At 67.8% G+C, this 24635-nt stretch carries 19 protein-coding genes; 9 read left to right on the top strand and 10 right to left on the bottom strand.

The window, feature by feature from the left end; all coding sequences use genetic code 11:
• Positions 1-406: 406 nt before the first annotated feature.
• Positions 407-721, bottom strand: a complete 315-nt coding sequence (locus FY251_RS06315) for a non-histone chromosomal MC1 family protein (protein ID WP_089777048.1) — start codon at positions 719-721, stop codon at positions 407-409.
• 237 nt (positions 722-958) lie between these two features.
• On the opposite strand from FY251_RS06315, the gene FY251_RS06310 reads away from it, so the two are divergent.
• The 3 genes from FY251_RS06310 (at position 959) to FY251_RS06300 (ending at position 3688) form a co-directional block, all read left to right on the top strand.
• Positions 959-1156 carry a hypothetical protein gene (locus FY251_RS06310; RefSeq protein ID WP_004044784.1) on the top strand — a complete coding sequence of 66 codons (198 nt, stop codon included), beginning with the start codon at positions 959-961 and terminating at the stop codon, positions 1154-1156.
• A 60-nt stretch (positions 1157-1216) separates the two neighbouring features.
• Positions 1217-2272 (top strand): quinone-dependent dihydroorotate dehydrogenase, encoded by a 1056-nt coding sequence (locus FY251_RS06305; protein ID WP_148413938.1) that lies wholly within the window; start codon positions 1217-1219, stop codon positions 2270-2272.
• A 99-nt stretch (positions 2273-2371) separates the two neighbouring features.
• The gene (locus FY251_RS06300) at positions 2372-3688 is read left to right on the top strand and encodes a DUF6498-containing protein (RefSeq protein ID WP_222847823.1); all 1317 of its coding nucleotides are present in this window, start codon (positions 2372-2374) and stop codon (positions 3686-3688) included.
• Between the two features lie 66 nt (positions 3689-3754).
• Here the strand turns inward: FY251_RS06300 and FY251_RS06295 are convergent, their stop codons facing one another.
• The 4 genes from FY251_RS06295 to FY251_RS06280 form a co-directional block, all read right to left on the bottom strand.
• Positions 3755-6367 (bottom strand): valine--tRNA ligase, encoded by a 2613-nt coding sequence (locus FY251_RS06295; protein ID WP_148413937.1) that lies wholly within the window; start codon positions 6365-6367, stop codon positions 3755-3757.
• A gap of 91 nt (positions 6368-6458) precedes the next feature.
• Complete coding sequence (locus FY251_RS06290; RefSeq protein WP_148413936.1) at positions 6459-7664, bottom strand: PLP-dependent aspartate aminotransferase family protein; 1206 nt, start codon at positions 7662-7664, stop codon at positions 6459-6461.
• A gap of 138 nt (positions 7665-7802) precedes the next feature.
• Positions 7803-9515 (bottom strand): phenylalanine--tRNA ligase subunit beta, encoded by a 1713-nt coding sequence (gene pheT / locus FY251_RS06285; protein WP_148413935.1) that lies wholly within the window; start codon positions 9513-9515, stop codon positions 7803-7805.
• The gene (locus tag FY251_RS06280; protein WP_148413934.1) at positions 9515-11014 is read right to left on the bottom strand and encodes a phenylalanine--tRNA ligase subunit alpha; all 1500 of its coding nucleotides are present in this window, start codon (positions 11012-11014) and stop codon (positions 9515-9517) included. Before FY251_RS06280 ends, pheT begins: the two co-directional genes overlap by 1 nt.
• Positions 11015-11333: 319 nt before the next feature.
• Between FY251_RS06280 and FY251_RS06275 the strand changes: the two genes are divergently transcribed.
• Positions 11334-11624: a hypothetical protein gene (locus FY251_RS06275; RefSeq protein ID WP_089777053.1), complete on the top strand. Its 291-nt coding sequence runs from the start codon at positions 11334-11336 to the stop codon at positions 11622-11624.
• 18 nt (positions 11625-11642) lie between these two features.
• Here FY251_RS06275 and FY251_RS06270 read toward each other — a convergent pair whose 3' ends face one another.
• Positions 11643-12851: an FAD-binding oxidoreductase gene (locus FY251_RS06270; protein WP_148413933.1), complete on the bottom strand. Its 1209-nt coding sequence runs from the start codon at positions 12849-12851 to the stop codon at positions 11643-11645.
• 91 nt (positions 12852-12942) lie between these two features.
• On the opposite strand from FY251_RS06270, the gene FY251_RS06265 reads away from it, so the two are divergent.
• Positions 12943-13971, top strand: a complete 1029-nt coding sequence (locus FY251_RS06265; RefSeq protein WP_148413932.1) for an ornithine cyclodeaminase family protein — start codon at positions 12943-12945, stop codon at positions 13969-13971.
• A gap of 24 nt (positions 13972-13995) precedes the next feature.
• Here the strand turns inward: FY251_RS06265 and FY251_RS06260 are convergent, their stop codons facing one another.
• The 3 genes from FY251_RS06260 to FY251_RS06250 all read right to left on the bottom strand — a co-directional run bounded on the left by FY251_RS06260 (position 13996) and on the right by FY251_RS06250 (position 17527).
• Entirely contained in the window at positions 13996-15585 is a 1590-nt protein-coding gene (locus tag FY251_RS06260; protein ID WP_148413931.1) for a tryptophan--tRNA ligase, read from the bottom strand.
• Positions 15582-16601: a tRNA-intron lyase gene (gene endA, locus FY251_RS06255; protein WP_148413930.1), complete on the bottom strand. Its 1020-nt coding sequence runs from the start codon at positions 16599-16601 to the stop codon at positions 15582-15584. The genes FY251_RS06260 and endA overlap by 4 nt, the downstream gene beginning before the upstream one ends.
• A gap of 194 nt (positions 16602-16795) precedes the next feature.
• Positions 16796-17527 (bottom strand): topoisomerase DNA-binding C4 zinc finger domain-containing protein, encoded by a 732-nt coding sequence (locus FY251_RS06250; RefSeq protein ID WP_148413929.1) that lies wholly within the window; start codon positions 17525-17527, stop codon positions 16796-16798.
• Between the two features lie 102 nt (positions 17528-17629).
• Here FY251_RS06250 and FY251_RS06245 point away from each other — a divergent pair, with 102 nt between their 5' ends.
• On the top strand, positions 17630-18280 hold the full coding sequence (locus FY251_RS06245) for an HAD family phosphatase (protein ID WP_148413928.1): 651 nt from the start codon (positions 17630-17632) through the stop codon (positions 18278-18280).
• Between the two features lie 64 nt (positions 18281-18344).
• On the opposite strand, the gene FY251_RS06240 is transcribed toward FY251_RS06245, so the two are convergent.
• Positions 18345-20684 carry a DEAD/DEAH box helicase gene (locus tag FY251_RS06240; RefSeq protein ID WP_148413927.1) on the bottom strand — a complete coding sequence of 780 codons (2340 nt, stop codon included), beginning with the start codon at positions 20682-20684 and terminating at the stop codon, positions 18345-18347.
• A gap of 606 nt (positions 20685-21290) precedes the next feature.
• On the opposite strand from FY251_RS06240, the gene lipA reads away from it, so the two are divergent.
• From lipA to FY251_RS06225, 3 genes are all read left to right on the top strand, one after another.
• Positions 21291-22226 carry a lipoyl synthase gene (lipA, locus tag FY251_RS06235; protein WP_049896178.1) on the top strand — a complete coding sequence of 312 codons (936 nt, stop codon included), beginning with the start codon at positions 21291-21293 and terminating at the stop codon, positions 22224-22226.
• 319 nt (positions 22227-22545) lie between these two features.
• Positions 22546-23652, top strand: a complete 1107-nt coding sequence (pdhA, locus tag FY251_RS06230) for a pyruvate dehydrogenase (acetyl-transferring) E1 component subunit alpha (RefSeq protein WP_148413926.1) — start codon at positions 22546-22548, stop codon at positions 23650-23652.
• The gene (locus FY251_RS06225; protein WP_148413925.1) at positions 23649-24632 is read left to right on the top strand and encodes an alpha-ketoacid dehydrogenase subunit beta; all 984 of its coding nucleotides are present in this window, start codon (positions 23649-23651) and stop codon (positions 24630-24632) included. The genes pdhA and FY251_RS06225 overlap by 4 nt, the downstream gene beginning before the upstream one ends.
• Positions 24633-24635 lie beyond the last annotated feature (3 nt).

Raw genomic sequence — 24635 nt, 5'->3', positions numbered from 1 at the left:
GACCCCCGGGAAGGTGTGTCATCCCGGTGAGCGCCTGACGACCTTGGGGTCGGGGCGTTCGGTGGAAGCGTTCGGGGGGAGTACCCCCGTGCGCTTCTTCGCATTAATCCGAATGCCGGGGATACATAAAAGGCCGTCGAACCGATGGCGCTTCGTCATGCGGTTTCATGCCTCGATTGCTCATAAGATGATGATAGACTGTCGGCGGGAACGATGACTCTCGGAAGAACAGATATCGCGCGACTGGAGGCCGGTCGGTCATCCCGCGCGTCGTACGTTCGGTCTGACCGGGTGTCGGTCGCGCAAACAGACGCTGGCGGCGCTGTCTGAAAGGCGTATCGACTGCTCTCTCGGATTGTGTTGCTACGCGTGCGTGCGCACGATAAGAATGTGAACGTCGGTCGGATTACTCGTCGAGGTGTTCGATCCCCTTCTTTGAGACGTTACCCTTGGTGATCTTCCCCTCCATCCAGCCGGGCTTGTCCTCGGGGGCGCTGCTGTTCCACGCCCACGCGTCGAAGATGTGGACCTTGTCGGTCCCCTTCTCACGAAGTCGAATCTCGACTGCGTCCGACTTCGCCTCGTCCTCGGAGCCGGCGGGGTCGAGTCGTCGGGCCGCCTTGAGCGCCGCCTGTCTCGGCATGCTGCCGGAAAACACACTCGTCTCTGTACCGTCCTCCTCTCGGAGCACGAAGTTCCGCTTACCGTCCTCGCGTACCATGATTTTCCACCTCTATGCCAATGAACCACATGGCACATGATAAATATATCGCCGGATTTCGACCGACGACGCCGTGTTGCTTATAAACCCGACCGATTTGCCGTGCCGGCAACCCCACCGAGACGGCGGCGAGTTTCGCTGTGAGACGGTCGGGTTGCGGCGAAAATCACCACTCCACGGGCAGACGGAGACAACACTTATGTATCCCCTGCGGCGAACCAACGGATAGACCCCCAGATGGTCCGGAAAAAGAAGCTCAGTCCGAGTGGCGCCAAAGACGAGAACGGCGAGTACCACAACGTCCACGTCAACCTCCACGAAGACGAACTCGCGGTCGCCGGAATGGAGATCGGAGACGAGGTTTTCGTCCGCGTTCGGGACGGCAAAATCATCATCCAGAAAGCGGACCCAGACCAGGTCGAACACGACTTCTGAGCGCGTGACCCGTATCGTCTCGAACCAAGCCGCCGCCAGCGGAAGGCCCGACAGACAGCAATGAACCCCTACCGACTCGCCAAACCGCTCCTGTTTTCGCTCCCACCCGAGACCGCCCACCGGACCATCCACGGACTGCTCGCGACCGCTCGCGGCACCCCCGTCGAACCGCTGTTGGAGCGGCGCTACCGCGTCGACGACGACCGGCTCGCCACGCGTGCGTTCGGCCTCGACTTCCCGAACCCGGTCGGCGTCGCGGCGGGCTTCGACAAGAACGCCGAGATACCCACCGTCCTCTCGGCGCTCGGCTTCGGCCACGTCGAGGTCGGCGGCGTCACCGCGGAGCCCCAGCCCGGAAACCCGCGCCCGCGCATGTTCCGCCTGCCGGAAGACGAGGCGCTCATCAACCGCATGGGCCTCAACAACGAGGGCGCGGACGCGGTCGGCGAGCGCCTCGCCGCCGGACCGCATCCCGACATCCCGGTCGGCGTCAACCTCGCGCTCTCGGAGGTGACGCCAACCGAGGAGGCCCCTGGCGACTACCGCTACACCTACGAGCGCGTCGCCGACGGCGCGGACTACTTCGTCGTCAACGTCTCGTGTCCCAACAGCGAGGGGTTCCGCGACCTGCAGAACCGCGACTCCCTCGAAGCGATTCTCGGGACGCTCGTCGACGCCGGTGCCGACCCGCTACTCGTGAAACTCTCGCCCGACCTCCCGGACCCCGCCGTGGAGGACGCGCTCGAAGTCGTCGACGACCTCGGTCTCGACGGCGTCATCGCCAGCAACACGACCACCTCGCGGCCCGACACCCTTCGGAACCCCAACCGAGCCGAGCGCGGCGGCCTCTCCGGGAAGCCCATCGAGGCCGAGGCAACGAACATGATTCGCTTCATCGCTGAGCGGACCGACGTGCCCGTCGTGGGCGTCGGCGGCGTCTCGGACGCCGAAAGCGCCTACCGGAAGATTCGCGCCGGGGCCGAGATGGTCCAACTCTACACGGGCATGGTGTACGAGGGCCCGTCTATCGCCCGCGACATCAACCGCGGCCTCCTCGACCTGCTCGACCGCGACGGCTTCGACGACGTGGCCGACGCCGTCGGGTCGGGGCTGTAGCGTCGTCCGCGACGACCGCTCACCGCGAGGTGAGAACCGACCGTCCGCGCATCGGTGTCGAACCGAAGACTGATTTTCGAGCCATTCGCTTGACAAGACGTGCGCCCGCCTTCCACTCGTGATTCCGGCGTGCTTGCGGTCCTCGCGTCGAACGCCGTCGCACCGGTCGGCGTCCTGTTCCTCGGTTGGGCACCGGCCGCGCTCTTCGGCGTGTTCGTCGCCGAAATCGCCGCCGTGCTGTGGTGGACGCTGGTGAAGATACCCTTCGCCGCCAAACGTCCCAACAACGGCATCGGCGACGGGGACCGACTGTTCGGCCCGTTGCAGGCCAAACGAGGAGGCGTCTCGCTTCCCGGACCCCTCCCGGAATGCTACCCGCGGAACGTCCCCACGTTCCTCATCGCGGCGTTCCTGCTCGTCCCGCTCGAACTCGCCATCGCCTTCGTCGCCTTCGGCCTGACCGACCCGGTCGTCACCGACGAGGTCACCGGTCAGATTCTCCTCGGCGGCGCGGGCGTGTTCGTCGGGCGGGGCGTCGAAACGGTCACCGGCTACTTCGCGGCGGGGGGCTACCGCGACCACTCCGCACGGTCGGTGTTGCTTCCCCCGTTCAAACTCCTGTTCGCCGCCGGACTGCTGATGTTCGTCGTCGGGCCGTTCGCGGTCGAACTCGAAAACGACGTGTTCCTCGTGGTCCTCGTCGGCCTGAAGTTCCTCTACGACCTCCGCGCGCTCCAACTCGAACGGAGCGAAAAGCGGGGCGTCTTCTACCGACTCTACGGGAGCGAGGAGACCGAGATAGAACCGGTCCCGGTCGAGGTGCCGGCGGAAGCGCCGACCTATCGAACCACGCCCGCCCGCGCGGTCGCTCTCACCGACGCGGCCTACCAAAGCCTCCGGTACACGGTCACCAGCGGCGTGCTGTGGTGCTACGGCGTCGCCGCCGCCCTCGTCTTCTTCGGCGCGTGGACGTTCGCGCTCGCGCCGCTCGCCCTCGCCGCCGCGTTCGGGGCCGTCCGAGGGACCTCCCGCTATCTCGCCTCCGGCCCCGTCGAGTTCCGGTGCTACGGCGACGTGCTCGTCGCCCACGACGCGCTGTTGGACGAACCCCAAGCCCGGCTCGAACGCGACGCGGTCACGGATGTCGATATCTCTGCGGACGCCGTCGACCGCCTGTTCGGCACGGAGACGATACGGTTCGAGACGGGCGTGGACACGAGTCCTGACGTGGGACTCACCGTCCCCGACCCCGAGGAGGCCCGCACCGACGATGCGAACGCGAACCATCCGATGACGATTCCCCACGTCGAAGACGCGGCGGCGGTGCTGGACGCCTTCAAGGGAGAGACAGGGGCCGAAACGGAGACTGCGACCGAAGCCGCGCCCGAACCAGCGGCGTCCGGCAACGGCGACTGACGAGCGGTCAGCTGAGCGACCGACTGCCGAAAGAAAAACGAAACCGAACCCGACCGAGTCGCCGCCTCAGTCGGCGTGCTGGACGATGACGATGGCGTCGCCGGCTTCGAGCATGTCGCCCTCGCCGACGTACTCGCGAGACTCCTCGATGGTGAACATGTCGGGGTCGAGTTCGACGCCCGCGACGTGCATCACGCCGTCTTCGACCTCGTAGTCGTCGCTTTCGAGGGCGGCCTCGATGTCCGGGACCTGCGCGCCGTACTCGGGGCCGACGAGCGAGTAGTCGAGGTCGACGCCGGTGACGACCGACTCGATTTCGGGCTCCTCGTCGAGCAGTTCGAGCTCCTCGATGTGCATGACGCCGCTCACGTCCTCCTCGAAGCCGTGGATGTCGCCGTACACTTCCACGAGGTCGACCGGGGCGTTCATCGAGAGCTGGTTGTCGCTTTTGTACTTCCGGAGCGCGCCGACGACGGCCATCGCCGTCTCGCCGGCCGCGACGTCGGCGTCGAGGCCGAGCGGTTCGGGCCACGGCTGGTCGTGGACGCTCGCCTCGTCGTACATGTCGCGCCAGAGCTCCTCCGTGACGTGCGCGAGGATGGGCGCGAAGCAGGTCAGGAACCGCTTGTGGGCGGTCTGGAGCGTGTAGGCCGCCGAGGGGTCGTCGCCCTCGCGGACGCGCTGTTTGGCGATTTCGAGGTAGTCGTCGCAGAACGTGTGCCAGAAGAAACTCCGCAGGCGGTCGCGCGCCTTCGAGAACTCGCGGTTCTCCAGTTTCTCCGTGACGAACTGGAGTTCGCGGTCGAGCGACGCCAGAAGCCAGCGGTCGATGGCCTTCAGGTCGTCGTGGTCGAACTCGGCGGGCGCGTCCTCGGTGAGACTCTCGACGAGCTTCGAGGCGTTCCAGAGCTTCCGCATGAGCTTTTCGCCCGCGACGAGGCCCTTTTCCTGGTACGGCAGGTCGTCGCCGACGGCGCTCCCGGCGGCCCAGTAGCGGGCGGCGTCGACCGGGAACTTCTCTAAGACCTCGTCGGGCGAGACGACGTTGCCGACGGACTTCGACATCTTCTCGCGGTTCTCGTCGAGGACCATCCCGTTTATCATGACGCTGTCGAACGGGACCTCGCCGGTGTGCTCGTAGCACTTGACGACCGTGTGGAACAGCCAAAAGGAGATGATGTCGTGGCCCTGCGGGCGCATGTCGAACGGGTAGAGTTCGGGCCGGTCGAGTTCCATCGCCTCCGTCTCGGGGTTCCAGTCCCAGCCGCCGTTGATGAGCGGCGTGAGCGACGACGTCGCCCACGTGTCGAACACGTCGTCCTCGGCGGCGAACTCGTCGTGGCCGCACTCGGGACAGGACTCGACCGGCGGGTCGTCAGAGAGCGGGTCGACCGGCAGGTCCTCGCGGTCGGCGACGACGACGTGCTCGCAGTCCTCGCAGTACCAGACGGGGAACGGAATCCCCGAGGAGCGCTGTCGCGAGATGGCCCAGTCCCACTGGAGCCCTTCGATCCAGTTCTTGTACCGCGTGAACATCTTCTCGGGGTACCAGTCCATCTGCTCGCCGGCTTCGAGGTACTCCTCGCGCTTGTCGAGCAGTTTGATGTACCACTGGTCTTTGACGAGGAACTCGACGCTCGTGCCGCAGCGCTCGTGGACGTTGACCGTGTGCGTGATGGCGCGCTTGTCGAGGAGCGCCCCCGAATCGTCGAGGTCGGAGACGATAGCCTCCCGCGCCTCGTCGGCCGAGAGCCCGGCGTAGTCGTCGGCCTCCTCGGTCATCGTGCCGGACTCGTCGATAGCGACGCGGAGCGGCAGGTCGTGGGCCTGATACCACTCGATGTCGGTCTGGTCGCCGAAGGTACAGCACATGACGAGGCCCGTGCCCGTTTCGAGGTCGACGCGCTCGTCTTCGAGGATGGGAACGGTCTGACCGAACAGCGGGACCTCGGCTTCCTGTCCGACGAGGTGCGCGTTGTCGTCGTCGTCGGGGTGGACGAAGACGGCGACGCAGGCGGGGAGCAGTTCGGGTCGCGTCGTGGAGATGACGAACGACTCCTCGGAATCGGCCACGCCGAACTCGATGTCGTGGAAGTGCGAACCCTGCTCGTCGTCTTCGGTCTCGACCTGCGAGATGGCGGTCTCGCACTCGGGACACCAGATGGCGGGCGCGCGCTGGCGGTACTGCCGGCCCTTCTCGTAGAGGTCGACGAAAGAGAGCTGAGAGACGCGCTGGACCTCGGGCGAAATCGTCTGGTACGTCTGGTCCCAGTCGATGGAGATACCGAGGTTCTGCATCTTCTCCGTGAACTCGCTTTCGTACTCCGCCGTGACCTCGCGGCAGAGCTTCTGGAACTCGCGTCGCTCGTAGTCCTGGTGTTTGATGCCGAGTTCGTCCTCGGTCAGGAGCTCCGACGCGATGCCGTTGTCGTCGTAACCGAACGGGAAGTAGACCTCGTCGCCGCGCATCCGGTTGAACCGGGCAACGAAGTCTTGCAGGGTGAAGCCGTAGACGTGGCCCCAGTGCAAGCTTCCGGACACCGTCGGCGGCGGTGAGTCGATAGAGAAGACGGTGTCGGGGTCTACCGCACGCTCCGGGTACGCGTACAGGTCCTCGTCGACCCACCTCTCTTGCCACTTCGCCTCGACGGTTTCCGGATCGTATTCTCCGCTCGGCATTGCGTTGGCGTACCTACAGCCGGGCGGACTGTTAAACGCCTCGGTTAAGTGCCCGAGGGGACGGAATTCGGCCGTGCGAGCGCCGGCATCCTCACAGAATCGACAGCGCCGATTCGAGGTCCGAACGCAGGTCGTCGACGTGCTCGACGCCCACCGACAGCCGCAACAGCGAATCGGAGATGCCGAGCGCGTCGCGTTCGGTCTGCGAGAGCGGCGAGTGCGTCATCGTCGCCGGGTGCTCGATGAGGCTCTCGACGCCGCCGAGGCTGACCGCCAGCGGAAACTCCCGGAGTTCGCCGAGGAACTCCGCGGTCCCGTTGAGGTCGGTGTCGAGTTCGAACGACAGCACGCCGCCGAAGCCCGACTGCTGGCGGGCCGCGAGGTCGTGTTGCGGATGGGACTCCAGCCCCGGGTACAGCACTCGCGTCACGGCCTCGTGGGAGTCGAGGAACTCGGCGATTGCCATCGCGTTGGCCTCGTGTTGGCGCATCCGTAGCGGGAGCGTCTTGATGCCCCGGAGCGTCAGATAGGAGTCGAACGGCGAGAGCATCGACCCCATCCCGACGCGCTGGAGGAAGGTGAGCTCCTCCAGCACGTCCTCGCGGTCGGTGACGACCGCGCCGCCGATGGAGTCGGAGTGTCCGTTGAGGTATTTCGTGGTGCTGTGGACGACCACGTCGGCTCCGAGCGACAGCGGGTTCTGGAACTGCGGGCTGAGGAAGGTGTTGTCCACGCCGAAGACCGCGTCGCCCTCGTCGGCGACGGCCGCGATGGCCTCGATGTCGCAGAGGTGCATGAGCGGGTTCGTCGGCGTCTCCATCCAGACGAGCGCCGTCTCCTCGCGCATCGCGGCCGCGACGTTCTCGGGGTCGGTGGCGTCGACGAACGACACGTCCACGTTCAGCCGGTCGGCGAACAGCCGGTTGAGCATCGTCTTCGTCCCGCCGTAGAGGTCCTCGAACGCGACGATGTGGTCGCCCGGCCGGACCACCGCGGTCATCGTCGCGGCGATGGCCGCCGTGCCGGAGACGAACGCCAGCGCGTGGTCCGCGCCTTCGAGCGCCGCGAGCCGGTGTTCCAGCGCGTTCCGCGTCGGATTCGACAGCCGCGAGTAGAGGTACTCGCCGGCATTGGGGTCGAGCGTCTCCAAGTCCGCGCCGGGGTCGATGGTCGGAACCGAATAGGTCGACGAGAGGTGGACCGGAACGACGACGTCCTCGACGCCCGGAGCCGGGGCCTGCCCGCGCTCGCCGTGGGTCACCGCCAGCGTCTCGCGTCGTACATCATAATCATTCATACAAGAAATCCGGCGACTCGCGTCCTAAAGGTTTCCATCGTGTTCTGACCAAATGCACAAAAAGAATTACTGCCGGCGTATAATTACCACAGATTATCAGAAGTCAGGTTACAGACCGTCAAAAAATCTGCCGGGAGCCTACGCCAGCGCCGACAGGTCGAATTCGAACGCCGCGACCGGCAGTTCGAGGTCGTGGTCGACGATAACCTTCGGGTGGAGTTCGCCGACGACGCCGACTTCCTCGCCGTCGATGACGACCGCGGCGGTGCGGCCGTCGATGAAGGAGGGGTGGTCGGTCGCGGGCGTCTCCAGTTCCGCGTCGAAGTCGCGGCAGAGCGCCGCGAGGCGGGCCTTCGCGTCCTCGTAGGTCGCGTCGTGGCGCGCGAGGACGGCCGCGACGTGGCGGGCCTCGGCGACGCGGGTGTTCTCGTCGTCGTCGCGGTGGGCCACGTGGCCGATTTCCGCGAGGTCCTGCGGGTACGCCCGGTGGGTGTTGTTCTCCAGCACCATCGTCAGCGAGGGCAGCACCCACGTCCGGAGCATGGTGTAGTCCTCGCTGTACGGCTCGGTGATGGAGGCGGGTTCGCCGCCGCCGAGGTAGTCTGAACCGACCTCGACGTCCATGCGCTCGTAGTTCTCCTCCTCAGAGATCATGTGGAAGTTGAGCAGGTCCTCGAAGCCGAGGCCGACGAGCGAGGTGCGGACGGCGTCTTCGAGTCGGGAGCGCTCGTGGCGCTGGCCGACCGTCCCCACGTCGGGGTAGCGCGGTTCGAGTTCGTTGAAGCCGTAGGCGCGGCCCACGTCGTCGACGAGGTCGAGCGGGTGGAGCACGTCGACGCGATACGGCGGAATCGAGACCTCGTAGACGGTCTCCTCACCCAACTCGGCGTTCGCGTCGAGGCCGGAGCGCTCGAACAGGTCGATGACTTCGTCCAGTTCCAACTCGACGCCGAGGACCGTCTCGATGCGGTCGTGAGAGACGTGTTTCGTCTCGACTTCGAAGTCGGGCTTGGTGACGGTGCCCGTCTCGTACTGGACCTCGACGTCCTCGATGGTCGCCCCGCGGGCGGCCAGCGCGTAGCAGATGATGTTGCACATCCGGTCGATGGTCCACTGGTCGGTGCCGGTGAGTTCGACGAGCAGGTCGCGGGAGTCAGTCGAGACCTCAGTCCGGCGGCCGTTGATGACCGGCGGGAACGAGAACAGGCCGATCTCGTCGTAGATTGCCGGATAGCGGTCGTACTCGCTCACGAGGTCGGCGTACTTCCGGCCCGTCGCGTGCTGTTCGAGCACCTCGGCGGGCGTGAGTTCGTCGTTGGAGTCGAGCGCGACGAAGGTGTCGCCGTCGGGTTCGATGCCCGTGTACGTGATGGAGTTGCCGGAGGCGTTCTCCGAGAGCACGTCGCCTTTCAGCATCGTCAGGTCGTGGATGCCGATGGCACCCTTGGCGCGCTTGCGGCCCATCGTCGCGTGGAGTTTCTCCTGCAACTGGATGAGCGAGTCGAGCGCGGCGTCGTCCAAGTCGACCCCGCGGACGACCGCGCCCGTGACGTAGGGGCGCTCGTCGGGCACGTCGTCGTCGACCACGAAGGTCCAGTCGGGATCGTTCGTGTTCGGCACGGAGACGCCGCGGGCGTCGCCGTACTGGTAGCGAAGCGAGCGGGCGACGCCCTCGACCGACAGGCGGTCGAGGCGGTCGGGTCCGAACTCCAGTTGGAACGCCCCGTCGTCGGTGACGCCCTCGAACTCCAGTCCGAGCGCGAACAGGTCGTCTTTGAACTCCTCGTCGGACTTGTCTTCGTGGCCGGTCAGACGGCGCAGTTCGTCGGGTTGAACGTCGACTACGGGCATTACTTGAGCACCTCCGTCTCGCGGAGCAGGTCGAGGTCGCACAGCGTTCCGTGCACGTCGCGGATGTCGTCGAAGCCGTACATGAGCATCAAGAGGCGTTCGAGGGCGAGGCCCCACGCCATCACGTCGCACTCGACGCCGAGCGGCCGCAGGACTTCCTCGCGGAACATGCCGGAGTTACCGATTTCGATGAGTTCGCCCGTCTCGGGGTGTCGGCCGAACAGCTCGAACGACGGCTCCGTGTAGGGGTTGTAGTGCGGCTTGAACTGGATGTCCGTGATGCCGAAGTGGGAGTAGAACTCCTCGAAGGTGCCCATCAGGTCGCGCACCGAGAGGTCCTCGGCCATCACCCAGCCCTCGATCTGGTAGAACTCCAAGAGGTGCGTCGGGTCGAGCGTGTCGTTGCGGTACACCTTCTCGACCGAGAAGTACCGCTGGGGCGGCTCTAGCTCGCCGACCTCGTGACCGGAGAGGTAGCGCATCGACAGCGACGTGGTGTGGCCGCGGAGCGCGATGGCCCGCGCGAAGTCCTCGGACCACGGCGAGTGGTAGCCGTCGCCGTCCTCGCCGACGCCGTTGAGGTGGGCGTCGCGGACGTTGTCGATGAGGTCCTCGGGGATGTCCTCCATCGGCGGCACGTCGAGGGCGAAGCGGTCCCAGTGGGTGCGCGCCGGGTGGTCCTGCGGCATGAACAGACAGTCGTTGATCCAGAAGTCCGCGTCGGCGTGCGGGCCTTCCATCTCGGCGAACCCCATGCCGGTGAGCACGTCCTTCACGCGGTCGGCGGTCTGCCGGAGGATGTGTTTCTTGCCGCCGCGGGCCTCGGGCGCGTCGGCCTCGACGTTGTACTCGGTGAACTCCACGTCCTCCCACTCGCCGGAGGTGAGCAGCTCGGGAGTGAGACGGTCGACCGTCTCGGCCGCCTCGACGCCCTCCATCAGCGCCGTGACGCCCTCGTCGGTGAGGGTGACGGCGCGGATGGTGCGCTCGTGGCGGACCACGAGCTTCCGCGATTCGAGCTGGTCGAGCACGTCGTCGGCGACGGACTCGCCCGCGTCGAGGGCCGCGAGCGCGGCGGCCTCCTCGTCCGCGTCGGGGTCGGCGTCCGCGTCGGGCGCGAGTTCGCCCGAGTCGATGGTCCCGTAGCCCTTGCGCGCGAAGTTCGACAGCGCGATATCGACCTGCGGGCCGCCGAGCGAGGACGCGCCGATGACCTGCCCCATCGGGACCGCGTCGCCGTCGCCCGCGTCGAGCGCGGCGCGGTAGAGCCGGACCTCTGGGAGGCCCTCGTCGGCGTACTCGACGCCCTCGTCGGTCAGTTCGACGGACTCGGTCGTGGTCTCGGCGACCGAGACGAGTCCCTCGTCGCGGAGGTCGAAGACCGCGCCCGTGACCGTCTCGGGCTTCTGGTCCGTCGCCTCCGCGAGCTGTGCAATCGTTCGTTCGTCCGTGGCGCTCGCGGCGTTCAACACCGCGACCTGTGATTCCGGAAGTCGCATCTGGTTCGTTGTGGCGTTAGCCGTCTGGTGGTCGGTTAGCAGTTTCGAAGCCTCGCCGCGGTGGCGAGGGCGACCGGCGGGGTCGGTTTCGTCCGGGGGGCGCGGTGACGCCCGGCCGGAGTCCGCCGACCTCAGGCGGCCAGAAAGAAGAAGCCGAACCCGTCGGTGGTCGGTTCGCTCGCTCGCGCCCCGCGTTTGGGTTCGGATACCATATGCGACCGATTGTGAGTGCCGACTAAAAGCGTTGCGCGTCCACTCCGAGTCAATCCGAGCGCAGATACGTTCTTGGTATCGGCCGACCGAGAGACGGCGAAGACGAATGCGAGACCTAGACGCGACTCTCTCCGCGATTCGCCTCGGCCACGAGGCGTCGCTCATCGTCAAACCCCCGCACCGCCCGGACGACAGAGACGACGTCGAGGCCGTCCTCGTCCGGGCCGCGCCGCCCTACGAGTTCGACGACGGTGAACTGACCTACCGCGTGGTCGAAGACGAAGGCGACGGCGAGCGCGCGGGTGCGACCGGCTTTCGCGTCCTCGCGTCGCGCGACGTCGCCGACCCCGTCCGCGAACTCGGCGAACTCCGCGCCGTGGTCGACATGAGCGCCTGAGCCGCATCGCCGAGTTTTCTACGCCACGTTCCGCTCGCGGAGCGTCTCGCCCGATTCGAACCGGTCGAGCGACAGCGCCGATACGTCCACGTCGCAGGCGTCCTCGCCGAGACAGAGGTCGGCGACCGCCTCGCCCGTGGCGGGTGCGTGCTGGAAGCCGTGGCCCGAAAAGCCCGCGGCGACGACGAGGCCGGGAGCCGCCTCGTCCAGAATCGCGTGGTGGTCGGGCGTCACGGCGTACAGGCCGGCCCACCCGTTTCGAATCCGCGTCTCCGGGCCGAAGTAGGCCGCGGCGTCGTCGGCCCGCTCGGTCGCCTCGACCGCCCACTCGACGTCCATCGACTCGTCGAACCGGTCGGGGTCCACGTCGGGGTCCGAGCCGGCGAAGTGCCCGCCGACGATAGCGGTCCCCTCCCGATCCGGGCGGAAGTACGCCCCCGTGTCGAGGTCGATGGTGAGCGGGGCGTCCGCGGGGAGGTCGCCCTCGGGTTCGACGACGGCTATCTGTCGGCGGCGCGGCGCGATTGGGAGGTCGACGCCGGCGAGCGCCGCGACCCGGCCGGACCACGCGCCCGCCGCGACGACCGCGGCGTCGGCGTCGATGGAACCGTCCGGCGTCTCGGCGCGCCAGCCGCCGGTATCGGAAGCGGTCGCGGCCGCGGCCGCAGTATCGACCGAACCGTCGTCGGAACCGCCGTCGCCGACGCGAGCGAGGTCGGTCACCGGCGTCTTCGTCCGAACGTCGACGCCGGCGGCGCGGACCGCGTCCGCGTAGCCCTGTACCGCCGAGTGCGGGTCGGCGACGCCGTCCGCGGCCGAGAACGTCGCCGCGACGAACGACTCGGTTCGGAGTTCCGGGAGGTACTCGGCGGCCTCCGCGGGCGAGAGGACGCGACTCGGCGCACCGGCATCGGCCTGCATGGCGACGTTTTCTCTGAACGCCGCGGCGGTCTCCTCGGTCCGGGCGAGAAAGAGGTAGCCCGACCGCCGGTAGTCGATGTCGACGCCGAAGTCGTCCGCGAAGGACTCCCAGACGGGGACGCTGGCGAGCGAGAGTTCGACGTTCACGCGGGTCGAGAACTGCGTTCGGATGCCGCCCGCCGCGCGCCCCGTGCTGCCGCCGCCGAGCGTCCCCGCCTCGCAGACGGTGACCTCGACCCCGCGGCCGGCCAGCGCGTGGGCGCAGGCGAGTCCGACGACCCCGCCGCCGACGATGAGGACGTGCATGGTCCCGTCTGATTCGCCACCGACATGAGTGTGTCTGTCACATACTGTCGAGGAACAATGTTTTCACGCGGCCGCGGAGAGTAGTCAGGGTATGGTCCGTATCCTCTCCGCCGACGCCGTCGGCGAGTTACTGTCGCTCGCGGAGCTGTTTCCGGTCGTCGAGGAGGCGTTCGTCAAGCAGGGCCGCGGCGAGGTCGAACGCCCGCCTCGGCCACATTTTCCGGTCGGTATCGGCATCGACAGGGTTCGGGACGGAAACGGGAACGGCGTCGCGGGGGCGGGCTCGAAGCCGACGGAGCGGGACAGCCCGCTCGGCACCGGCCTCACCATGTCGGCGTACATCCACGGCCGCGAGGTGTACGCGACGAAACTCGCCGCCGTCCACCCGGAGAACGCCGCCCGCGGCCTCCCGACGGTGAACGCGCAGGTCGTCCTCACCGACGCGACGACCGGCCTCCCGCTTTCGCTCCTCGACGGGACCACGGTCACGAGCGCCCGAACGGGCTGTATCGGCGGCCTCGCCGCGGAGTGCCTCGCGGCCGACCCGATTCGGCTCGGCGTCCTCGGCGCGGGCACGCAGGCTCGCTGGCAGAGCCGCGCCATCGCCGTCGGCTCCGCGGTCGAGTCGGTCCGAGTCTACTCCCCGAGCGACGCCCGCGACGCGTGCGCCGCCGACCTCCGCGACGACGGCCTCCCCGCCGAGGCGGTCGAGTCGCCCGAGGCGGCCGTCTCCGGCGCGAACGTCGTCGTCACCGCGACCACCAGCGAGACGCCCGTCTTCGACGGCTCGTGGCTCGACCCCGGAACGCTCGTCGTCGCCGTCGGGGCCTACACGCCCGAGACGCGGGAACTCGACGCCGAAACGTTCGAGCGGGCCGCGCGGGTGTTCGCCGACGTGCCCGAGGAGGTCGCCGAGGTCGGCGACGTGCGCGGGGCCAGCATCGGTGAGTCCGACCTGATTCCGCTCTCGGCCGTCTTCGAGGGGGACGCCGGCCGCGACGGCGACGACGAGATTCTGGTGGTCGAGAGCGTCGGTTCGGCGGTGCTCGACGCCGCGACCGCCGAGTACCTCTACGAGAAGTCGAGCGCGCGCGGCGTCGGAGAAGAAGTGGGATTGTGAGCGGTCGTTAGTGTCCTCGCCTCACTAATGTTCGGCGGCGACGCCCCGCCGCTCCGTCTCTAAGTCGATGTCGAGCGAGTCGAGGACCTCCTCGGCCTCCTCGCGCTTTTCGTGGTGGTCTTCGAGGAACTCGCGCATCATCGTCGCCGCCTGCTCCTTGCAGCCGCCGCAGAGGCGCTCGCCGCCGACGCACTCGTCGTAGACCTCCTTGGCGAGTTCGTCGTCGTCGCCCGTCAGCAGGTAGGCGTACAGCTCGTACACCGGACACTTGTCGGCCTCGCCGCCGAGTTCGCGCTGTTCTTCGGCCGTGTCGCGGCCGCCGGTCGTCGCCGACTTCACCTTGTCGTAGCCCTCCTCGGGCGCGTCGAGAAGCGAGATGTGGCTCGCCGGAATCGACGACGACATCTTGCCGCCGGTGAGGCCGGTCATGAAGCGGTGATAGATGGACGACGGCGGGATGAAGCCGTAGCCGCCGTGGTGGGCCTCGACCTCGCGGGCGAGGTCTTCGGCCTCGTCGACGCCGATATCGAACGCGTCGATGTGCTGGTCGTACCGGCGCTTTTCGCCCTCGATGTCTTCGATGAGCGCCTCGAACGCCTCGTCGGTGGCCTGCCGGGCGAAGAAGCGAATCCGCGGGCGGAGCGGTTCCATCCCGGCGTTTTCGAGCTTCTCGACCGCCGACTCGCGGACCGACTCGGCGACGAGCACGCCGGCCGCGTCGAGGTCGGCGTCGGCGAGCCAGTCGGCCGCCTCGCCGCACCGCGGCACGTCGGGGTCCTCGGCGTACTCCTCGCGGGCGTCGTGGGCGGCCGCGACCAGCGGGCGCTCGTTGTCTCGCAGTTCGAAGCTCGCGAACGCCTCGGTCACCTTGAAGAATCGCATCCGGGTGGCGAGGTCGCGGGCGAACCGGACGTGGGGGTCCTGGTCGGGACCGACCGGGATGACCGTCGGCTTGGGGTCGTCCAACTGCGGGTAGAGGATGTCGGCCATCTGCGTGACGACCGACTGCATGTGCGAGACGTTGGTCTCGCCGTCGAAGCCGTAGATGGACTGGAACTCCGAGAAGTTGGCCTTCCCGCCGAGTTCGAACGCGAGCCGCTGGAGGCGGTCGTTGTCCGACTGTCGGTAGAGTTCGCCCGCCTCGGGGTCGAACCCGAGCGCGATGAGCGACAGCAGGTAGTCGCGGCTGTGCTCGTTGATTTCGTCCCACGGGATGCCGCGGGCGGAGTGGGCCTCCATGTCGGCGATGAGGCCGTAGGCGTCGCCGCCCTGCTCTTGATGCCAGATTATCTCGTCGAAGACGAGCTTGTGGCCGATGTGGGGGTCGCCCGTCGGCATGAACCCCGAGAGGACGGCGAAGTCGTCGCCGTTTCGCATGGCGTCGAGGACCGGCCGGTAGTCGCGGTGGCCGAAGATGACCCCGCGGCGCATCAGGTAGTGCGGGTTCGGCACCTCGTCGAGCACCTCGTCGAACTCCTCGATGCCGAACTCCTCGAACAGCTTCCGGTAGTCGGAGACGGTCGACGAGCCCCACGGGTCGAGGGCGACGTCATCTGCTCCCTCTGCTGTGCCTCCATCGGTGCGGATGCGCTCCGCGGGTTCGTCGTCTGTCATGGCGTGAGCCGACTGACCGAGAGCCAGTCTATCTCTCCGTTGTCGTCGGTCAGCGCAAAAACCATTCGCTTGCGGACACCGCCGGCGAGGCGCACGTCGAGCGAGAGGTCCCGCGGGACGAACGTGTGGTCGGGCGCGACCACGCGCACGAGGAACGCGGAGTGCGAGAGGTCCGACACCGACTCGAACTCCGTGTAGACGCGGAAGTCCGAGCCGAACTTGAAGCCGCTCTTGGGGACCGTCTTGGCCCCCCGAAGCGCGGCGTACACCGCGAGCCGGCGGTCGAACCGGTCGCCCTCCACGTCGCGGCCGCGGGAGACCACGTCGGCCTCGTCGATGGCGAGCGCGTCGGCGCGGGCGAGGTAGGCGGCTTCCAGAAGCGACAGTTGGAGCGGGCCGCTGTCGGCGTTTCTGCCGTACAGGCGCTGGCCGAAGAAGCCGCGCTGGTAGAGGCGGTCGACGCCGTCCCAGACGAGCGCGCGGTCCGAGAGGAGTTCGGCGTCGAGGTCGGCCGGGAGGTCCTCCGCGGCCGTGCCCTCGGGGGCGTAGCCCTCGGTGTCGAAGTAGGTCAGGTCGCCGTCCTCGTCGACGATGGCGAGCACCACCTCCCCGAGCGACGAGACGGGGATGGACTCGCGCTCGCCGACGACGCGGACGCGGTGTTCGACCTCGTCGTCCCACGGGCCCTTCCCGCGGGGGTAGACGAGGAAGTCAGCGCCCGCGGCGTCGGCGACGCCGGGCCAGCCCTCGCGGGCGGGCGAGAGGTAGAACCCGCGGTCGCGGAGGTCCTTGTAGACGACGAAGTCGAGGGTGGTGCCGGTGCGCGCGAGGAGTTCGCGCAGGCCCATCCCGTCCACGCCGTCGATGTCGTCCCGCGAGAGCAGGTGGGCGGCCTCGACGGGCGCGACCTCCAGGTCGTCGCCGCCGGTGGGCCTCCCGTAGCCGCGGGAGTCGTGGAACCGCTGTCGAGCGTCGCCCGGGAGGTGGACGACGCCGTCTTCGAGGCGTCCTTGCATACCCGAATCGGGGCGCGGCGACGACAAAGGGTCTGCGATGCCGGCGGCGCGGTTCGGTGGCGCGTCGGGACGGCCGCCGCCGTCGGCTCGCCGAGGTCGCGACTGCGGACGCGCCCCTCGCGGCCGGCCGTGTCGCCAGCGACGGGGCCACGGCCGTCGCCCGCCGTCTTGGAATCCAGCGAGTGGCTGTCGGCTCATCGGACCTCGCAGGTCGAGTCGAGACACCGCCGGCCGCGACTCGTCTCGAACATCGGCAGGCCGCAGTCGCAGTCGTCGCCGACGACGCCCGCGGGGAGCGAGAAGGCCGTCTCGCACTCGGGATAGGCGTCACAGCCGGCGAGCAGGCGGCCGCGCCGCCGGATGATGCGGAGCGGTGACCCGCAGTCCGGACACGACCACTCGCCGTCGAAGCGGGCTTTCACGCGGTCGTCCAGCGGGTCGCACCGGCGGTCGATGCACACCTCGAACGGCGCGCCGCGCTCGACGCGCAGCAGCGGCAGGCCGCAGTCGTCGCAGGTCTCGTCGAGGACGGTCCCGCCCGCCGGCAGGCGGTACTCGGTCCCCGAGTCGAGGGCGACGACGGAGCCGTTAGTCCTGACGAGCGGGTCGCCGGTGTCGGGATGCGAGCCGACCGGGACGCCCGCGTCGCTCGCGGGGTACTCGGCGCGGCCGGTCACGTCGTTCGACTCGACCGTGAGGGTCTGGTCGCCGGCGCGGGCCACGAGGCCGAACGACCCCGGCCCGGACTCGACGGTCAGCGAGTCGGCGCGGGTCAACCACGCGACGGGCTGGTAGCCCCCCGCGTCGTGGACGAGGACGGTTCGGTCGGGTTTGGCGACGACGACGACCCGGCCGCGCTGGGTCCGGTCGCGGGAGCCCTCGAATGTGACGGTGCAGTCGCCGGCGAAGACGCGTATCGAATCCATGCGCCGGGGTGGCCGCCGATTCCGATTTGAACCTACGTGCGAGGGTTCACCGGGCATGCCGCGGCACGAAGCTCTTTGGTCGGCCGCGGCCGAGGGCGAACCATGGACGCGAACGTCGTGCTGTTCGACATGGACGGAGTGTTGGTCGATTCCGAGCAGTACTGGCACGCCTTCGAGGACGAGTGGGTGTTCGCCGACGCCATCGAGTCCGGCGACCCCGACCACGAGGAGATAACGGGGATGAACTTCCGCGAGATATACGACTACCTCGACGCGGCGTACGGGACGACCGTCACGAAAGACGAGTTCGTCGCGGCGTACCACGAGAACTCAGAGAGCGTCTACGGCGAGCACGTCGTCCTGATGGACGGCGCGGAGGCGCTGTTTTCGGACCTCCGCGCGGCGGGCAAGAAGGTGGCAATCGTCTCGTCGGCCCCGCGGGACTGGATTTCGACCGTCCGCGAGCGGTTCGACCTCGACCCCCTCGACCTCGTGCTCTCGGCCGACGACATCGACGACCCCGGGAAGCCCGAACCCCACATCTACGAGCACGCCGCCGCCGAGTTCGGCGTCGCCCCCGAGGAGTGCGTCGTCGTCGAGGACTCGATAAACGGCATCGAGGCGGCCGTCCGGTCCGGCGCGTACACCATCGCCTACCGCGGCGGGCAGAACGCCGACCTCGACCTCTCGCGGGCGGACGAAATCGTCGACGGGCCGGCGACGCTGCGGGCGGCGCTGTTGGGCGAGGAGTAGGCGAAACGCGACCGAGCGGCGACGACCAAAAACGACTGAAAAGCGGCTGACGCCGCGGTTTCTGCTATTCGACCCGAACCGTCCGCGACGCCCGAATCGGGAGCAGCGGCAGGTCGGGGAACGTGACTTCCACGACGAACTCCAGTTCGTCGTCCGTCGCGCCGAAGACGCCGACGGGGACGGTCACCTCGTCGGAGAGGTAGCACGTCTTCGCCGACATCTCCACGTCGTTGACGGTGACGCGGATGCCGACCGAGCCGCCGCCGCCGTCGTTTCGCACCCGGATGTCGTGCATGTCGCTCTCGCCGCGAGCGACCGACTCGGGGAAGTCGCCCCAGTCGATTTCGGGCGCGGGGAGGTCCTTCGCGCTCTCGATGACGCGCTCGGCGACGCCCTGCGAGAGGCCCGCGCGGGTGAGTTCCTTCACGCCGGCGTCGACCACGTCGGCCGGGGTCGAGAGGCCGCCGGTGGCGAGCTTTCTCGCGCGGCCGGGTCCGATGCCGTCGACGGCCGTGAGCGCCGCGGCGTCGCTGCTGACGCCGTTGTCGACGCGGGCCTCGACGCGCCTCGCGAGGTTGGCCGCGCGGGCGTCCGCGAAGGTGTCGAGGAACTCGCGGAGCGCGGAGAGCAGTCGGAGCGCGTTCTGCTTGATGACCCACGCGTCGCTCCGGAGTTCGCTCGGCGTCGAGTTCGCCATGCTGGCGTGGAGGATGGCGAGCACCTTCTTCGGGCCGTCTTCGAGCGTGGTCGAGACGCCGGTCAGCACCGAATCGACGGCGTCGACCTCGGACTGGCGCGCCGACACCTGTCGGAAGTCGGCCGCGCCCGCGACGGTTTCGAGGATGTCGTCGGCGGTGATGCGGTCGCGGTCCGCGAGGTCGGCGAAGCGGGAGGCGGTCCCGAGACGGAGGTAGTACTTCGAGGTGAGGCGGCCGAGCGGGGTCGCGTCGATGGAGAGGTCGTCGTCCATCTCGACGAAGCCGCGGGAGACGAGGCGGTCGAGCACGTCGCGGACGCGCTCGCGAAGGTCCTCGAAGTCGTAGGCCGCCGGGTTCGACTGCGCCCGCCGGTAGTAGAACGTCGTCTCCAGCCACGACATGACGTCGTCGAGGTCGCGGATGGTCCCCATCGAAATCTCCGCGTTGAGGTGCGAGTCGAGGTCCTCGGCGAGTCTGGACTCGATTTCCTTGCCCTCGCGGAGCAGGCGGCGGTACTTGTTCTGGTCCGAGCGGTCGCAGACGACCCAGCCGTAGCCCACGTCGTCGTAGCCGGGGCGGCCGGCGCGGCCGAGCATCTGGAGGATGTCGAGCGGCGAGATGTCCACCTCGCCTTCGAGCGGGTCGTGGTGTTTCGTGTCGCGGATGACGACGCAGCGGGCGGGGAGGTTCACGCCCCACGCGAGCGTCGAGGTCGAAAACAGGAGCTGAATCTTGCCCTCCTTGAACCACTCCTCGACCGCCTCGCGGTCGTCCCGCGAGAGGCCGGCGTGGTGGAAGCCCACGCCGTCCAAGACGCCCTTGGCGAGCGAGTCGTTGCTCAGCTCCTTGGCCTCGTTGTGGAAGTCGTAGTCGCCGCGCGCGCCGATTGGCACGTCGCGCTTTGCGAGTTCGTCGCGGGCCTTGGCGGCCGCGCGGACGGCGTCCTGCCGCGAGGAGACGAAGACGAGCGACTGGCCGCCGTCGCGGATGTGCGGCTCCGCGAGGTCGAACGCGCGGTACAGCCGGCGGTACTTGTCGGCGAAGGAGTTCTCCCCGTGGGAGTAGGTCTTGACGCCCGCGTGGAGGTCGACCGGGCGGTAGTCGTCGCCGAACTCGAAGGTCGTCTCGGCGGGCGCGTCGAGCCACGCCGCCACGTCGTCGATGTTGGGCATGGTCGCCGACAGCGCGACGATGCGGGGGTCGCAGATGCGTCGCATCCGCGAGACGGTGACTTCGAGGACGCCGCCGCGGGTCTCCGAGTCCAGCAGGTGGACCTCGTCGATGACGACGCAGTCCACGTCCTCGATGAAGGAGTAGCGCGCCGAGTCGTGTTTCCGGGTCGCGGAGTCGGTCTTCTCGGGCGTCATCACGAGGATGTCGGCGCGGGCGGCCCGCCGGGGGTTCAGGTCGCGCTCGCCGGTGACGACGTACACCGAGTAGCCGAGGTCCTCGAAGCGCTCCCACTCCGTTTCCTTTTCGGTGGTGAGCGCGCGGAGCGGCGCGATGAAAAGCGCCGTCCCCTCGTCGCGGAGCGTGCGGCAGATGGCGAGCTCGGCGAGCGCCGTCTTCCCGCTGGCGGTGGGCGCGGAGGCGACGACGTTGTGGTCGGTGTCGAGGATGGCGGGGAGCGCCTCGCGCTGCATCCGGTTGAACTCCTCGAACCCGAAGGCGTCTGCGAACTCGGGGACCGCCTCGGCGACTTTCACTGGGCGCACCTCCGGGTGCGCGCTGGCGTCGGGGACGAGACGAAGACGAGCGTCATACACGAAGCCGAGTCGTCCGTGGGGAAAGGCGTTTCTCCATCCGGCGCGGCGGCTCGCGGCTGTCGAACGGTCGGGAAAACGGAGGGGCTGAGGTTGGTGGGTGGTAGGGGGGAGGATTGATTCGGGGACCGAAGCGCCGGGGCGCTTACGCGGCGCCGGCGAGCGCGGCGATGAACGACCAGTTCGTCCCCGCGGTGGCCTCGTGCTTCTTCGATTCGGCCTTCGTCATGTCGCGGCGGTGTTTCCAGTTCATACTCGGTAGAAGTCTTTACTCGAATATAAGTTTTTCAGTTAAGTGATACATCTAGCACGGTCGTACATGCTGTTTGATGGAAAGTCGTGATATATCCGGCCCGGACGTTTCGTTTTCCGTGAAAGTAGTGTCCGTTTGAACGATTCTGGACAAGTCGTGATAGCACGGGGCACACGTGCGATGGCTAACGTCACGGGGACGCGGTTTCGGTTGACTCGGCGGGCGATTCCATCGGCAACCCGACAGACGGCGGACCAATCCTCACGTTTTTGCCCGTCGCCTCGCAAGAACTGCCTATGCGCACGCGGCGGAAGCCAGACTGGTTGAAGATGCGACCGCCATCGGGCCGGCGTTTCACCGATATCAAATCGACGCTCCGGGACCGGAACCTCAACACCGTCTGCGAGGAGGCGAACTGCCCGAACCTCGGAGAGTGTTGGAGCGGCCGCGACGGCCCCGGCACGGCCACGTTCATGCTCATGGGCGACCGGTGCTCGCGCGGGTGTAACTTCTGCGACGTGACGACCGGCGGGATGGAGCCGCTGGACCCCGACGAACCGGCGAACGTCGCCGACGCGGTGACCGAAATCGGCCTCGACTACGTCGTGTTGACCTCGGTGGACCGCGACGACCTGCCGGACCAGGGCGCGGCCCACTTCGCAGAAACCATCCGCGAAATCAAGCGCCGCGACCCCGAGGTGCTCGTCGAGGTGCTGATTCCCGACTTCCAGGGCGACCCCGAACACGTCCGAAAGATAATCGACGCCGGCCCCGACGTCATCGCCCACAACATCGAGACCGTCGAGCGCCTCCAGTGGCCGATTCGGGACCGCCGCGCCGGCTACGAGCAGTCGCTTTCGGTGCTCCAGCAGGTGACAGACGAGTCCGACATTCACACGAAGACCTCCGTCATGCTGGGCCTCGGCGAGCACGCCCACGAGGTCTACCAGACCCTCTCGGACCTCCGCGAGGCCGACGTGGACATCGTCACGTTCGGCCAGTACCTCCAGCCTTCGCGGAGCCATCTCGACGTGTTCGAGTACGTCCACCCCGACGCCTTCGAGACGTGGCGGCGCGTCGCGGAGGACGAACTGGGCTTTCTCTACTGCGCGTCCGGCCCGATGGTCCGGTCGTCGTACAAGGCCGGCGAACTGTTCGTGGACGCGCTCCTCCGCGAGGGGTCGAGCGTCGAGGAGGCGCGGCAGGCCGCCCGCGCGGCCGCCGGACAGTAAGTCGCCGACCGCCGCGCCGACCGACTGCGTCGGCCGCTCCACCCCGTCCGCGCGACCCGGCAGACCCGGTCCGACCCCGCGCCCGCCGCGGACCCGACCTGCAACGCTGTCGATATTTCCGATTATTTCTCGGCGATGTGTGGGTTCACACTAATGAACGTCAGGAAGAATCGTTTAGGAGCTAAGATGTCCAATTTTACCCCGAGTGAGTTTACATAGCACGATGTGATGCGCAATATTCCGAGCCAAAGTAAACTATATACGAAAACAATATAACGCCGGCGGGTGTCGATTTTGGCATGAACAGGAGGGTTCTCCCGTGAGCGTGCTTCAACGCGACCCGCAGGACCAAGTACGGGTGCTGGACGAGGACGGGACCGTCGTCGGCGAGGTCCCCGACGTCGACGACGAGACGCTCGTCGAGATGTACCGATACATGCGTCTCGCGCGACACTTCGACACGCGGGCGGTGAGTCTCCAGCGGCAGGGACGGATGGGGACGTATCCGCCGCTGTCGGGACAGGAGGGCGCACAGATCGGGAGCGCGCTCGCGCTCGACGAACAGGACTGGATGGTTCCGAGCTATCGCGAACACGGCGCGTCGTTGCTGCGGGGCCTCCCGCTGAAGCAGACGCTCCTGTACTGGATGGGCCACGAGAATGGCAACGAGATGCCCGAGGGCGTGAACCTCTTTCCGCCCGCGGTGCCCATCGCCTCGCAGATTCCCCACGCGACCGGCGCGGCGTGGGCGAAGAAGCTCCGCGGCGAGGAGGACACGGCCGTCATCTGCTACTTCGGCGACGGCGCGACCTCCGAGGGCGACTTCCACGAGGGACTGAACTTCGCGGGCGTCTTCGACACGCCGAACGTCTTCTTCTGTAACAACAACCAGTGGGCCATCTCGGTGCCGCGGGAGCGACAGACCGCCGCCGAGACGCTGGCGCAGAAGGCGACCGCCTACGGCATCGACGGCGTGCAGGTCGACGGGATGGACCCGCTCGCGGTCTACTCGGTGACGAAGGCCGCACTCGACAAGGCCAAGAACCCCGCCGAGGGCGAGGGCCGGCCGACGCTCATCGAGGCGGTCCAGTACCGCTTCGGCGCGCACACGACGGCCGACGACCCGACCGTCTACCGCGACGACGACGAGGTCGAAAAGTGGAAGGCGAAAGACCCGATTCCGCGGCTGGAAGCGTTCCTCCGCGAGACGGGCCGCATCGACGACGAGACCGTCGAGACCATCGAGGAAGACGTGAAACAGCGGGTCGCCGACGCCATCGAGGCGGCCGAGTCCGACCCGCGACCGGACCCGAGCGAGATGTTCAACTACGCCTACGCCGAGCGGACCCCGGAGATTCAGGCACAGTTCGAGGAGTTCGAGGCGCTCCGCGAGAAGTTCGGCGACGAAGGATTCCTCAGAGAATGAGCAGTCAGAACCTCACCATCGTGCAGGCGGTACGGGACGGTCTCTACACCGAGATGAACCTCGACGACGAGGTGCTCGTCATGGGCGAGGACGTCGGCAAGAACGGCGGCGTCTTTCGGGCCACGGAGGGGCTCTGGGACGAGTTCGGCGACGACCGCGTCATCGACACGCCGCTGGCCGAATCGGGCATCGTCGGCACGGCCATCGGCATGGCCGCGATGGGGCTGAAGCCGGTCCCCGAGATTCAGTTCTCCGGCTTCATGTACCCCGGTTTCGACCAAATCGTGAGCCACATGGGTCGGTTCCGCAACCGCACCCGCGGCCGCTACACGCTCCCGATGGTGCTTCGGGCGCCCTACGGCGGCGGCATCCGCGCCCCCGAGTCGCACTCGGAGTCAAAGGAGATGTTCTACGCGCACGAGGCCGGCCTGAAGGTCGTCATCCCCTCGACGCCGTACGACACGAAGGGACTGCTCATCTCCGCCATCCGCGACCCCGACCCGGTCATCTTCATGGAGCCGAAGCTCATCTACCGGGCGTTCCGCGGCGAGGTCCCGGAAGGCGATTACACGGTCCCCATCGGCGAGGCCGCGGTCCGCCGCGAGGGCACGGACGTGTCCGTGTTCACCTTCGGCGCGATGACGCGCCCGACGCTCGACGCCGTCGAGAACCTCGAAGAGGAGGGCATCGACGCCGAGGTCGTGGACATCCGCACCGTCTCGCCGCTCGACCGCGAGACCATCGTGGAGTCGTTCAAGAAGACCGGCCGCGCGGTGGTCGTCCACGAGGCCCCGAAGAACGGCGGTCTCGGAGCCGAGATCACGGCGACGGTTCAGGAGGAGGCGCTGCTCTACCAGGAAGCGCCGGTCAAGCGCGTCGCGGGCTACGACGTGCCGTACCCGCTGTACGCGCTGGAGGACTACTACCTCCCCTCGGTCGCCCGCGTCGAAGAAGGTATTCGTGAGGCGGTGAACTTCTGAACG

The organism is Haloferax sp. KTX1 (assembly GCF_902410085.1).
Lineage (GTDB): Archaea > Halobacteriota > Halobacteria > Halobacteriales > Haloferacaceae > Haloferax > Haloferax massiliensis.
This window is presented reverse-complemented; position numbering and strand designations above follow the sequence as displayed.